Annotated in this window: 9 protein-coding genes; 8 read left to right on the top strand and 1 reads right to left on the bottom strand. The window is 67.5% G+C overall.

The window, feature by feature from the left end; translation table 11 throughout:
• The coding region (locus EP26_RS19505) for a transposase (protein WP_043341108.1) at positions 1-249 on the bottom strand (249 nt) is incomplete at its 3' end.
• A gap of 30 nt (positions 250-279) precedes the next feature.
• On the opposite strand from EP26_RS19505, the gene EP26_RS33335 reads away from it, so the two are divergent.
• The 8 genes from EP26_RS33335 to EP26_RS19465 all read left to right on the top strand — a co-directional run bounded on the left by EP26_RS33335 (position 280) and on the right by EP26_RS19465 (position 12,902).
• Positions 280-1,980 carry an ATP-binding cassette domain-containing protein gene (locus tag EP26_RS33335; RefSeq protein ID WP_084112673.1) on the top strand — a complete coding sequence of 567 codons (1,701 nt, stop codon included), beginning with the start codon at positions 280-282 and terminating at the stop codon, positions 1,978-1,980.
• A complete protein-coding gene (locus EP26_RS32155) occupies positions 1,977-5,042 on the top strand; it encodes an HlyD family type I secretion periplasmic adaptor subunit (protein ID WP_052389388.1) in 3,066 nt (1,021 codons plus the stop codon). Before EP26_RS33335 ends, EP26_RS32155 begins: the two co-directional genes overlap by 4 nt.
• Positions 5,043-5,088: 46 nt before the next feature.
• Positions 5,089-6,249, top strand: coding sequence for a cell division protein ZapE (gene zapE, locus EP26_RS19490; RefSeq protein ID WP_043341106.1), 1,161 nt, complete (start codon positions 5,089-5,091; stop codon positions 6,247-6,249).
• Positions 6,250-6,285: 36 nt separating this feature from the next.
• The gene (locus EP26_RS19485) at positions 6,286-6,654 is read left to right on the top strand and encodes a hypothetical protein (RefSeq protein WP_043341105.1); all 369 of its coding nucleotides are present in this window, start codon (positions 6,286-6,288) and stop codon (positions 6,652-6,654) included.
• 122 nt (positions 6,655-6,776) lie between these two features.
• Complete coding sequence (gene mdh / locus EP26_RS19480) at positions 6,777-7,730, top strand: malate dehydrogenase (protein WP_043341104.1); 954 nt, start codon at positions 6,777-6,779, stop codon at positions 7,728-7,730.
• A 39-nt stretch (positions 7,731-7,769) separates the two neighbouring features.
• Positions 7,770-8,963, top strand: coding sequence for an ADP-forming succinate--CoA ligase subunit beta (sucC, locus tag EP26_RS19475; protein ID WP_043341103.1), 1,194 nt, complete (start codon positions 7,770-7,772; stop codon positions 8,961-8,963).
• A gap of 3 nt (positions 8,964-8,966) precedes the next feature.
• Positions 8,967-9,857 (top strand): succinate--CoA ligase subunit alpha, encoded by an 891-nt coding sequence (gene sucD / locus EP26_RS19470; RefSeq protein WP_043341099.1) that lies wholly within the window; start codon positions 8,967-8,969, stop codon positions 9,855-9,857.
• A gap of 150 nt (positions 9,858-10,007) precedes the next feature.
• Complete coding sequence (locus tag EP26_RS19465; RefSeq protein WP_043341097.1) at positions 10,008-12,902, top strand: 2-oxoglutarate dehydrogenase E1 component; 2,895 nt, start codon at positions 10,008-10,010, stop codon at positions 12,900-12,902.
• Positions 12,903-12,926: the final 24 nt, after the last annotated feature.

Here is a 12,926-nt window from a genome sequence, read left to right as displayed (position 1 = left end):
CAGCCGCAGGAGGCTCTCGACGAAGCCAGTCGTCTGGCGCAGCGCCATGCCGAACAGCACCTTCATGGTCAGGCAGGTCTGGACAGCAGCATCGCTATAGAGGGGCTGTCGGCCCCGTTTACCGGTCGGCGCGGCTTCCCAGGTCATCTCGCGATCGAGCCAGATCGTTAGCGAGCCGCGTCGCTTGAGCCCGTCGCTGTAGGCAGGCCAGTTCCTGGTCTTGTAAGTCGGCGGTGTCGGTCTGCTCATGCCGTCCAGCTATCACGCTGGATTCACGAGATGAATCCCCCTCAGGCCATTTGTGCAACAGAGCCTATTGAGGGTGTGCTCCGCCTTGCTTCGCGCTGGGCTCTGCTAACTTTTTTCATTTCCGTTTTGTCAACTTTGCTAACCTTTGCGCTTCTGACAATCAAAATGTACCTTTTATCGGAGGTTTTAAATACTAGTGGCTTTGATGCTTTGCGTTCGACGGCATCGGTTTGGGCGGCGGTATACCTCGGTCTCGCTGTAGTCGGTGTCATTCAATGGGCGGCCACGCGTCGATTATCACGTCATATCGCAGACCAACTCACCGTACCCGCACTTGTTGCCGTAGCACAGTTTGCGCGCAACGGTGTAGCAAACCTTCATGACGTGTTAAAAGATCTCGAGACGGTAAGAGAAGCGGTTTCGGGCTTTGCTGGTCGAATGCTTGTAACCATGGCGATGACGCCTGTATTGCTGCCGCTGGCGTATTTTATTCATTGGATAATTGCTGCCGTTCTACTCGGTTTTTGTTTAGTGATAGCGCTGGTCAGTTTTGCTTTGATGCGCACAATAAATAGCCGCCAGGTTGTGACAGTGGGCGCTGCTTCTAAGGTCTTCACCATGACCGTCGACGCGATGCAGTCCGGAGAGGCAGTCCTGGCCATGGGCATGCTGCGGCGACTTTCGGAGCGTTGGATTTCCGTTAGCGCAGCCCGTTCCGAAGAGAGTTGGACGGCAGAAGAGGCGGTGGCATGGGTGCAGTTCCTGCACCAAGTGGTAATTGGTTTGTTTCGAGGCGTAGTTATGTTTGCGATGGTCGGTATCGGCCTCGCTGGCGGCCACCCGAACGATGCTTTGAGTGGCGAAATAATCGTGATTTTTCAGGTCATCACCCCCTTCGCCACCCTCGGCAATACGATCGAAACCTGGGGAGAAGCCTCCGCGGCCTGGGGCCGTCTGCGCCGGCTGGCGAGCAACGTGACGCAAGCGCCGCTCCAGGGCCTGGCCTTCCCGGTCGCGCAGGGCAGGCTGGTGGCGGAGCGCCTCTCCTTCCGCTTCGACGCGCGGGACCCGCCCATCCTACGCGACATCGATCTCGCCGTGGAGCCGGGGCAGCTCATCGGCATTCTCGGCGGGCCCGGCAGCGGCAAGACGGTGCTCATGCGCCTGCTGCTCGGGCTGCATCCGCCTTCGGCGGGCGGCGTCTTCCTCGACGGGCATGCGACGAGCCAGTGGGACAGGCGCGACCTGGCGCGGCATATCGGCTACCTGCCGCAGCAGCCGCAGCTCGGCTCCGGCACGGTGGCGGAGGTCATCGCGCGGCTGGAGGAGCCGGACCCGGAACTGGTCATCGATGCCGCGCGGCGTGCCGGCGCGCATGACCTGATCGCCGGCCTGCCCCTCGGCTATGCGACACCGCTTGGCCAGGGAACGAAGCTGTCCCTCGGCCAGCAGCACCGCATCGCTATCGCCAGGGCGCTCTATGGCCGGCCGAAGCTGCTGCTGCTGGACGAGCTTGGCGGGTCGCTCGATGCCGAGGGCGAGGCGGATGTCGCCGCCATGCTCGGGCGGCTGCGCCGGGAGGGAGGCTCCGCCGTGTTCACCACCCACCGGCCGGCGCTGCTGGGCCTGGCCGATCGCGTCCTGGCCATCCGGAATGGGACGCTGGTATCCGCGGGCGGCGCGGCGCATCACCTCTTCGCATCGCCGGTTCCCGAGCGGCGCCTGGCATGAGGCCGGCGGCTGCCAGGCCCTGGCTCGATCTCGCGGAGATTGGCATCACGCCTGCCTCCGTCGCCACGGTGCTGCTTCTCAGCCTCGCCGGGCAGATCGGCTACTTCGGCTTCCTGCTGCTGCTCAAGGCGCTGTCGGACGCGACGCATGCGAGCAGCAATGCCGACACCTACATCGCCATGATGGCGATCTTCGTCGGCCTCACGCTCTTCTCCGAGATCTACCTCTTCTACCGGGCGCGGATGCTGCGGGCGGCGGCGCATCGCTTCAATCTCCGGCTGCGGGCGGAGGCGCTGCAGAGTTCGGTCCGCAACGCGGTCCGCACCGATGTCGCCCGCGGGGTCACGGTGCTGCAGGATATCGCCACCGTGCAGGGCTTCCTGGCGGGGCCCTCCCTGGTTGGCGCTCTCGACCTCGTCGGCGCCTTCCTGGCCCTGGCGGCGCTCTTCTACATCGACAGCGGCTTCGGCTGGATCACCACGGCGGGCATCCTCGTCACCATCGCCATGGCCTTCGTGACGAAACTGGCGGTGTCGCGGCAGAGCGAGCGCGCGGAGAGACAGGTCGCCGCGGTATCGGCCGAGCTCGGCAGCCTTTTTTCCAACAATGATATGCTGCGGGGGCTCGGGCAACTTCCGGCCATGCTCTTCCGCTGGCATCGGCGCTATGATCGGGCGCTCGATGCGGGCGATGCCGCCCATGCCCGGAAGGAGGCGATCGAGCAGATCGAACATATCGTCTCGGGCCTGTTCGTATTGGCGCTGCTGGTGCACGGCGTCGTCCTCGTCTTCGAGGGCACCGGCACCATGGGCCTCGTGCTTTGCGCCTTCTTCGGCGGCTCCAAGGCAATGGCGCCTTTCTCCGACATCTTGCGGTATTGGGACAGCTGGAGCGGCGGCCTCGGCGCCTGGCGGCGGTTGCGCCAAGTCCTGCGAGAGGATGGCGCGCCCGCGGTCGCACCGCCGGAGGCCGCTGCGCCGCCGGGCCTCGTAGCCGAAGGCCTTGGCTTCTGGCCCGAAGGCCGCGAGATGCCGATCATCGACGGCCTGTCACTGCGGCTGCCGCCGGGCAGCGTCACCCTCGTCACGGGCCGGAACGGTGCCGGCAAGAGCACCCTGCTGCGCCTGGTGCTCGGCCTGTTGCAGCCGGGTTCGGGCCGGGTGCTGCTGAACGGTCAGGACACTTGGTTCTGTGATCGGGAGTCGCTCGGCGGCCGCATCGGCTACCTGCCGCAGGATATTCAGCTGCTCGACGAGAATATCCGGACCAATATCGGCCGCGGCCCGGACGCGCCGCTGGAGTCCGTGATCGCCGCGGCAGCGGCTGTCGGCGTGCATGAGATGATCGGCCGTCTGCCACTCGGCTATGCCACGTCCTGCGCCGTTCTTTCCACCGGACAGCGCCGGCTGGTCGCGCTGGCCCGGGCGCTCTATGGAGGGTCGGAGTTGCTGGTCCTGGACGAGCCGGAAGAGGCGCTGGACGGGCCCTCGCGACGCCTGCTCCTCGCTGCCGTCGACCATGTGCGGATGGCGGGAGGCGTCGTCCTCGTCGTCACTCATGATCCAGAAGGATGGGAAGAGCACGCGAATTACGCCCTGCAGCTCTCGCTGGGCGGCGGGTGGAGCCTTGCGGAGCGGCAGCCGGTTGAGGCAGTGGAGCGGCCGATCCCGGTCGCGGCTCCCCTCGTGCCGACTGATCCGCAGGATGGCCGGCTCGCGCTGCGCCGGCTCATCGAGGCATCCGTGCCGAGCCCTCCCGTCTCGGCGGTGATGCGGACGGCGCTGCTGGTTCTCGGACTGACCCTGGTGCCCTTCATCGGCTGGGCGACCATGACGCGGATGGATCAAGCGGTGCTCGCTCAGGGCCAGCTGGTGCCGGATGGCCGGCGGAAGACCGTCAACCTGCTGGAGCCCGGCATCCTCCGGGAGATGCTAGTGCAGGAAGGGTCGGTCGTGCAGGCTGGGCAAGCCTTGCTCCGGCTCGACTTGGCCCAGTCCGAGGCGACAGCCATGCAGGCGCGAGCCGCCTATTGGGGTGGCCGGGCGCGGGCCGCGCGGCTGGCCGCCGAGCAGGCGGATCAACGCCGGTTCGCCTTTCCGCAGGAGGTCGAGGCCAGGGCGGAGGCGGAGCCGGCCATCGCCGTCTTCCTGGAGGCCGAGCAGGCACTCTTCGCGGCCCGCTGGGCGGCCTTCGACGGCCAGTCGGCGGTGCAGGAGCGGGCCATTGCCCAGCTCCGCGAGCAGATCGCCGGTGCCCGGGCGCAGCGGGACGGCGCGGCGCGGCAGGTCGCGGCCATCAGGGAGCAGATCGCCGGCTACAACCGGCTGCTGACGCAGGGCTATGCCTCGCGCTTCCTGGTGCTGAACCTGCAGCAGCAGGAGGCAGGCTTCGTCGCCATGATCGGCCAGGCGGAGTCCCGGGAGGCGCAACTCCGCGAAGGCATCGCCCAGGCGGAGCGGCAGCTTGCGGGCATCCGGCTCCAGCGGCTCTCAGGCATCGCCACCGATATCCAGGCCGCCGAGGCGGACATCGCGGCGGCGCGGCAGCAGCTCCGCATAGCCGAGGACGTGCTGACCCGGCGGGAGGTGCTGGCGCCTGAGGCTGGGCGGGTCACCAATATTCGGGCCTTCACGCCTGGGGCGAGCATCGCTTCGGGCGAGCCTGTCCTCGATCTCGTGCCGGTCGAGGACAGGCTTGTGGCTGAAATGCGGATTTTGCCGACGGATATCGATCAGGTGGCGGTAGGCCAGCGTGCGAGGCTGCGGCTGACCGCGCTGCGACAGGCGAATCCGCCGATGTTGCCGGGCCAGGTAATCACCGTCTCGCCCGATATGCAGGCCGATGCCGTGGGCCGGGCCTACTACCTCGTCCGGGTCGCGCTCGATCCCGGGGCGCTCGACCTCGTGCCGCAACGCTCCCTCGTGGCCGGCATGTCGGCCGAGGCGTTCCTGGTCGGCGAGAGCCGGACCCCGCTCGGGTATTTCTGGGAACCCGTGCGCGGCTCGGCGCGCCGGACCGTGCCGCCGGCCGCGCCCGCGGAAGGCCAGCCGCCGGGAGCGTGACCGGTGGATTGCCCCCGGCCCAAGTCCGGGTTATCCGCCGGGCGCGATGCATGCGCCCGTCAACCCCCGCTCCGATCAAGGCCCGCTGCCGGCCTATCGCGCCCGCGTCGCGGCCGGGCTGCTGAAACCCGACACCGCCCAGGCCCTGGCCGCTGAGACCCTGCAGGAGCTCTGGCACCGCCTCCGCGGCTACGATCCGCACCCGGAGGCGCCGCCGGAGGCCGGGTTCCTCGCCCGTTTCATGCGCCGCAAGCCGGTGCCCGAGGCGCCGGAGGGGACGCCGCAGGGCCTCTACCTCGTCGGCGAGGTGGGGCGGGGCAAGTCCATGTTGATGGACCTCTTCTTCGAATGCGCCGACGTCATCCGCAAGCGGCGCATCCACTTCCACCAGTTCATGCAGGATTGTCATCAGACGATCCACGCCTGGAAGCAGCGCAACCCGGGCGAGGCGGACCCGATCCCGCCACTGGCCAATTCGATTAGCGTCGATGCGGCGCTGCTCTGCTTCGATGAGTTCCAGGTGCATGACATCGCCGATGCGATGATCCTCGGCCGGCTGTTCGAGGCGCTCTTCGCCCGCGGCGTGGTGGTGGTCGCGACCAGCAACACGGCGCCCGACGACCTGTTCAAGGGCCGGCCCGGCCGCGACGCCTTCCTGCCCTTCATCGGACTCATCAAGAAGCGGCTGAACGTGCTGCATCTGGAGGCGCAGCAGGATTACCGGCGGGAGCGTATCCGCGGCCTGCCGAGTTGGCACAGCCCGGTAGACGGAAGGGCGGAGCGGGCGCTGGATGCCGCTTTCCTCGAACTGACCGGCGAGGTGCAGGGGGCACCGGCCCGCCTGACCGTGCTCGGCCGGGTGGTGGAACTGCCGGAGGCGGCGCGGGGCGTGGCCCGGGCGGATTTCGACGAGCTGTGCGGCAAGCCGCTGGGGCCGGCCGACTACCTCGCCGTCGCCACCCATTTCCACACCCTGGTGCTCGATGGCATCCCCCGTCTGGGGCCGGAGAATTTCGACCGGGCGCGGCGCTTCATCACGCTGGTGGATGCGCTCTACGAGCATCGTTGCAAGCTGGTGGCCTCGGCCGAGGCGCCACCCGATTCGCTCTACGAACAGGGCGAGAACGCCGCCATGTTCGAGCGGACGGCGAGCCGGCTCACGGAAATGCAAAGCCAGGACTATCTGGCCTTGCCGCATCTGACGTAATATGGAGTAATATTCACGGATTCGAGAGGATTCTAAATGCGCCTGCTTGCCCTGATACTCCTCGGCCTCGGCCTCATTGCTGCTCCGGCGGAGGCGGCACAGAAGGGCGGGGGGCAGAGGCCTCAGGCGCGGATGGTGGTGGCGAAGCCGCAGCAGATGGCCCGGCCGCAGGCGGTGGTGCATCGCTCGGTGCCGATGCGGTCCCGCGGCAGCGTCGGGCGGGACCAGCGGGCGGCCTCGGCGGCGGCCTGCAGCGCCCGGCGCGGCGGCTGCCAGGCGCCGCGGATGAGCTGGGCTCAGGGCCTGTCGCCGGCTGCCGGCATCCAGGCCAATGCCTGCCCGGATGGCACCATGGCGGTGCTCGCCACCGGGCATGACGATATCGTCCGCTGCATGCCCATCTGAGCGGGGGCCCGGCGGCCCCCGCCTTGCCGGTCGATGCGGTCGGGAGTAGGAACGCGCTGTTTTCGCTTGGGCGGCCCTGGTCGCCTGGGTGCCTTCCGCCCCCCGTTCCTCAAGGACACGTCATGGCCCGCAAGAAGATCGCGCTGATCGGCGCCGGCAATATCGGCGGCACGCTCGCCCACCTGATCGGCCTCAAGCAGCTCGGCGATGTCGTCATGTTCGACGTGTTCCCGGGCGTCGCTGCGGGCAAGGCGCTCGACATCATGCAGTCCGGCCCGGTGGACGGGTTCGATTCCAACATGGCCGGGACGGGCGACTATGCCGCGATCGCCGGGGCGGATGTCATCATCGTCACCGCCGGCTTCCCGCGCATGCCGGGGATGAGCCGTGACGACCTGCTGACCAAGAATGCCGGTGTGATGGGCCAGGTGGCCGAGGGCATCAAGACCTACGCGCCCGATGCCTTCGTCATCTGCATCACCAACCCGCTCGACGTCATGGTCTGGGCGCTGCAGCAGAAGTCGGGCCTGCCGGCGCATAAGGTGGTCGGCATGGCCGGCGTGCTGGACAGCAGCCGCTTCCGCCTCTTCCTGGCGCAGGAGTTCAACGTCTCGGTCGAGGACGTGACGGCCTTCGTGCTCGGCGGCCATGGCGATACCATGGTGCCGCTGACCCGCTACTCCACCGTCGCCGGCATCCCCGTCCCCGACCTGGTGAAGATGGGCTGGACGACGCAGGAGAAGATCGACGCCATCGTCAACCGCACCGCCAATGGCGGCGGCGAGATCGTGAAGCTGCTGGAGAAGGGCTCCGCCTTCTACGCCCCGGCCGCCTCCGCCATCGCCATGGCTGAGGCCTATTTGCTCGACAAGAAGCGCGTCCTGCCCTGCGCCGTGATGCTGAACGGCGAGTACGGCCTCAGCGACTTCTATGTCGGCGTGCCGGTGGTGATCGGTGGCGGCGGCGTGGAGCGGATCGTCGAGGTGCAGTTCACGCCGGAGGAGAAGGCGGCCTTCGACAAGTCCTGCGACGCGGTGAAGAAGCTGATCGAGGACTTCAAGAAGCTCGGCGTCTGATCAGGCGCCCGGCATCCATTCGCTTGCAGGGGTGACGGCATGAACATCCATGAATACCAGGCGAAGGAGCTGCTGGGGCGCTATGGCGTCGCGGTGCTCCAGGGCCATGTGGCCTGGACGCCGGACGAGGCGGCCGAGGCGGCGAAGAAGCTGCCCGGCCCGGTCTATGTGGTGAAGTCACAGATCCATGCCGGCGGCCGCGGCGCCGGGCGCTTCAAGGAAGACCCGAACGGCAAGGGCGGCGTCCGCGTCGTCAAGTCGGTCGAGGAGGTCCGCGCCGCGGCCGAGGCGATGATCGGCAAGACGCTGGTCACCAAGCAGACCGGCGAGGCGGGCAAGGTCGTCTCCCGTGTCTATGTGGAAGACGGCTGCGACATCAAGCGCGAGCTCTATCTCGGCCTGCTGGTGGACCGCGCCACCTCCCGCCTCACCGTCATGGCCTCGACCGAGGGCGGGATGGAGATCGAGGAGGTGGCCGAGCACCACCCCGAGAAGATCTTGAAGGCGGCGATCGACCCCGCCGCGGGCATCTCCGGCTTCCATTGCCGCAAGCTGGCCTTCGGCCTCGGCTTGACCGGCAAGCAGGTGGCGAGCTTCACGAAGTTCGTCACGGCGCTCTACGGCGCCTTCGTCGAGCTCGACTGCGCCATCGTCGAGGTCAACCCGCTGGTCGTCACCGGCGCAGGCGAGATCGTGGCGCTCGATGCCAAGGTCTCCTTCGACGACAACGCGTTGTTCCGCCACAAGGACCTCGAGGCCCTGCGCGACGACAGCGAGATGGACCCGAAGGAACTGGACGCGGTCAAGAACGACCTGAACTATGTCGCGCTCGACGGCGAGATCGGCTGCATGGTGAACGGCGCAGGGCTTGCGATGGCGACCATGGACATCATCAAGCTCTACGGGTCCTCGCCGGCGAACTTCCTTGATGTCGGCGGCACGGCGAATGCGGCGCGCGTCACCGAGGCGTTCCGGATCATCACCTCGGACAGCAACGTCAAGGCGTTGCTGGTCAACATCTTCGGCGGCATCGCCAAGTGCGACATGATCGCCACCGGCATCGTCGAGGCGTCGAAGAACCTCTCGCTCTCCGTGCCGCTGGTGGTGCGGCTCGAGGGCACCAATGTCGAGCTCGGCAAGAAGATCCTGGCCGAGAGCGGCCTCGCCATCATCCCCGCCGACAATCTGGCGGATGCGGCCCAAAAGGTCGTTGCCGCGGTGAAGGGAGCCTGAGCCATGGCGATCCTGATCGACGAGAACACCAAGGTCATGACCCAGGGCTTCACCGGAGCTCAGGGCACCTTCCATGCCGAGCAGGGTATCGCCTACGGCAGCAAGTATGTCGGCGGCGTGACGCCAGGCAAGGGCGGCACCACCCATATCGGTCTGCCGGTCTTCGACACGGTGGCGGATTGCGTGGCGGCCACGGGGGCCAATGCCAGCGTGATCTATGTGCCGCCGCCCTTCGCGGCGGATGCGATCCTCGAGGCGATCGATGCGGAGCTGCCGCTCATCATCTGCATCACTGAGGGCATCCCGGTGCTCGACATGGTGCGGGTGAAGCGGGCGCTGGGCGGCTCGAAGTCGCGGCTGATCGGGCCGAACTGCCCGGGCGTCATCACCCCGGATGCCTGCAAGATCGGCATTATGCCGGGACATATTCACCGGCGCGGCTCGGTCGGCATCGTTTCGCGCTCGGGAACGCTGACCTATGAGGCGGTGGCGCAGACCTCCGCCGCCGGGCTCGGCCAGTCCACCTGCGTCGGCATCGGCGGCGACCCGGTGAAGGGCACAGATTTCGTCGAGGTACTGGAGATGTTCCTGGCCGATGACGAGACCAAGTCGATCGTCATGATCGGGGAGATCGGCGGCCAGTCGGAGATCGAGGCGGCGGAATTCCTGGCGCGCGAGAACAAGGCCAAGGGGGCAGGTCATAAGCCCGTCGTCGGCTTCATCGCCGGCGCCACGGCCCCGCCCGGCCGCCGCATGGGTCATGCCGGCGCCGTGATCTCGGGCGGCAAGGACACCGCCGAGGCGAAGATCGAGGCGATGCGCGCGGCCGGAATCCATGTGGCGGACAGCCCGGCGGCGCTCGGCTCGACCATGGTGAAGGCCCTGAAAGGGTAAGCGTTTCGCACAGGGCAGCCCTGCAGGGCTGCCAAGTCGGGCGCCGAGGCCCTATGTTACCTGTCGCCGCGACCTCGCTCTGGGGTCGCGGCGATCATTGCATGTGCCGATAGAGACCGCTGGCCCCTCTTGGCCGGCACGGAGAGACATATGGCCGGAGTGGATATCCTCGCGACAGCGATGACGGGCGCCAACGCCGCCTTCCTCGCCGATCTCTACGCCCGCTGGGTGGAAAAGCCCGACAGCGTCGATCCCTCCTTCGCCGAGCTCTTCGCCGTCCTCGACGACGATGCGAAGGCGGTGCTGACCGATGCGGTCGGTGCCTCCTGGGCGCCGCGCGGCCGTGGCGGCTTCGCGCCGGAGCCGGAGCTCGCGCCGGCCGCCAAGGGTGGTGCCAAGGGCGGCAAGGGTGCCGCGCCTGCCGCCGCCCCGGATGCCGAGACCATCCGCCGGGCCCAGCTCGATTCGATTCGCGCGCTGATGCTGATCCGCAGCTACCGGGTGCGCGGCCATCTGCATGCCCAGCTCGACCCGCTCGGCCTCGCCAAGCCGCGACCGCATCAGGAGCTGGACCCAACATTCTGGGGCTTCACCGAGGCCGATATGGATCGGCCGGTTTTCATCAACGGCGTGCTCGGCCTGGATACGGCGACGCCGCGGCAGATCCTGGAGGTCTGCCAGGCCACCTATTGCGGGCCGATCGGCGTCGAGTTCATGCATATCCAGGACCCCGGCCAGAAGGCCTGGATCCAGCAGCGCATGGAAGGCGCCCCCTGGACCACCGCCTTCGATGGCAAGGCGAAGCGGGCGATCCTGGAGGACCTGACCGAGGCGGAGGGCTTTGAGGCGTTCTGCGCCCGCAAATACGTCTCGACCAAACGCTTCGGCCTCGAGGGCGGCGAGAGCACCATCCCCTCCATCCAGGCGGTGATCGAGACGGCGGCGGCGGCTGGCGTCAACGAGATCGCCATCGGCATGGCGCATCGCGGCCGGCTGAACGTGCTGGTCAATGTGGTGAAGAAGCCCTTCACCCAGGTCTTCTCCGAGTTCAAGGGCGTCGGCGCCAACCCGGACGATGTCCAGGGCTCGGGCGACGTGAAGTACCATCTCGGCACCAGCACGGATATCGAGGTCGGCGGCCGCAAGGTCCATCTGTCCTTGCAGCCCAACCCCTCGCATCTCGAGGCGGTCGATCCGGTCGTGGTCGGCAAGGTGCGGGCGCGGCAGGACATGGCGGGCGACACCAAGGGCCGGCATTCGGTCATGGGCATCCTGCTGCATGGCGATGCCGCCTTCGCCGGCCAGGGCTTGGTCTACGAGACCATGGCGATGAGCCAGCTCATTGGCTACCGTACCGGCGGCACCATCCATCTGGTGACCAACAACCAGATCGGCTTCACCACCGTTCCGGTGCATGCCTATTCCGGCCTCTACTGCACCGACATCGCCAAGGCGGTGCAGGCGCCGATCTGGCACGTCAACGGCGACAACCCGGAGGCGGTGGTCTTCGTCTCCCGCCTGGCCGCCGAGTTCCGCCAGGAATTCTCGACCGATGTGGTGGTGGACATCGTCTGCTACCGCCGCCACGGCCATAACGAGAGCGACGAGCCGGCCTTCACCCAGCCGATCATGTATGGCCGCATCAAGGAGATGCGGACCACGCGCACCCTTTATGCCGAGCGGCTCGCAGCCGAGGGCAGCGTCCCGGCCGAGGAGTCGAAGGCGATGTGGGACGCCTTCAACCAGCGGCTGGAGGAGGCGCATGAGGCGGCGCAAAGCTTCAAGCCGAACAAGGCCGACTGGCTGGAAGGCCATTGGTCCGGGCTGAAGGCAGCCGGAACCGCGGATGCGGTGGAGCAGCTCCACCCGACCGCCGTGCCGCTCGAGACGCTGCGCGAGGTCGGCACGGCACTCGGCCGCGTGCCCGAGGATTTCGCCGTCAACCCTAAGATCGCCCGCCAGCTCGAGGCCAAGAAGCAGGCGATCGAGAGCGGCGAGGGTATCGACTGGGCGACCGGCGAAGCACTGGGCTTCGGCACGCTGCTACTGGAGGGGCATCGCGTCCGCCTCTCGGGCGAGGATGTGCAGCGCGGCACCTTCAGCCATCGCCATGCGGTGCTGATCGACCAGAAGACCCAGGCCGAATACGTGCCGCTGAACAACATCCGCAGCGGCCAGCCGCGCTTCGAGGCCTTCAACAGCCTGCTCTCCGAGTTCGGCGTGCTCGGCTACGACTATGGCTACTCGCTGGCGGACCCGCACACGCTGGTGCTGTGGGAGGCGCAGTTCGGCGACTTCGCCAATGGCGCGCAGGTCATCATCGACCAGTTCATCGCCTCGGCCGAGACCAAGTGGCTGCGCATGTCGGGCCTCGTGATGCTGCTGCCGCATGGCTATGAGGGCCAGGGGCCGGAGCATTCCTCGGCCCGGCTGGAGCGCTACCTGCAGCTCTGCGCCGAGCGGAACATGCGGGTGTGCAACCTGACGACGCCGGCCAACTACTTCCACGCCCTGCGGCGCCAGCTGAAGGCGAATTACCGCAAGCCGCTGGTGCTGATGACGCCGAAATCGCTGCTGCGGCACAAGCTGGCGGTCAGCAGCCTGGCGGAATTCGGCCCGGGCAGCGGCTTCCGCTATGTCATCCCCGAGATCGACGCGATCGCGCCGGAGGAGGCGGTGAAGCGGGTCGTGCTCTGCACCGGCAAGGTCTATTACGACCTGCTGCAGGAGCGGCGCGACAAGGGCGTGCAGGACGTGGCGATCATCCGCGTCGAGCAGCTGCACCCCTTCCCGAAGGAGAGCCTCGGCCAGGCCTTGGCGCCCTACAAGAATGCCGAGGTGGTGTGGTGCCAGGAGGAGCCCGAGAATATGGGCGCCTGGACCTATATCGACCGGCGGCTCGAGAAGGTGCTGAAGGGCCTCGACATCAAGGCGAAGCGGCCCGAATACGTCGGCCGCGACGAAGCGGCGAGCCCGGCCACCGGCCTCGCCAAGGTGCATCAGCAGCAGCAGGAAGCCCTGGTGCGGGCCGCGCTCGGGCTTTAAGGCGCGGCGGCGAGACGGAAGGCG

The sequence above is a fragment of the Belnapia moabensis DSM 16746 genome, from assembly GCF_000745835.1.
Taxonomy (GTDB): domain Bacteria; phylum Pseudomonadota; class Alphaproteobacteria; order Acetobacterales; family Acetobacteraceae; genus Belnapia; species Belnapia moabensis.
Note: the sequence above shows the minus strand (reverse complement) of the source record. Positions and strands in the feature narration are given on the sequence as shown.

Coding starts and splice junctions, on each gene's coding strand:
- EP26_RS33335 (WP_084112673.1), top strand. CDS start 280: ATGAATCCCCCTCAGGCCATTTGTGCAACAGAGCCTATTGAGGGTGTG.
- EP26_RS32155 (WP_052389388.1), top strand. CDS start 1,977: ATGAGGCCGGCGGCTGCCAGGCCCTGGCTCGATCTCGCGGAGATTGGC.
- zapE (WP_043341106.1), top strand. CDS start 5,089: ATGCATGCGCCCGTCAACCCCCGCTCCGATCAAGGCCCGCTGCCGGCC.
- EP26_RS19485 (WP_043341105.1), top strand. CDS start 6,286: ATGCGCCTGCTTGCCCTGATACTCCTCGGCCTCGGCCTCATTGCTGCT.
- mdh (WP_043341104.1), top strand. CDS start 6,777: ATGGCCCGCAAGAAGATCGCGCTGATCGGCGCCGGCAATATCGGCGGC.
- sucC (WP_043341103.1), top strand. CDS start 7,770: ATGAACATCCATGAATACCAGGCGAAGGAGCTGCTGGGGCGCTATGGC.
- sucD (WP_043341099.1), top strand. CDS start 8,967: ATGGCGATCCTGATCGACGAGAACACCAAGGTCATGACCCAGGGCTTC.
- EP26_RS19465 (WP_043341097.1), top strand. CDS start 10,008: ATGGCCGGAGTGGATATCCTCGCGACAGCGATGACGGGCGCCAACGCC.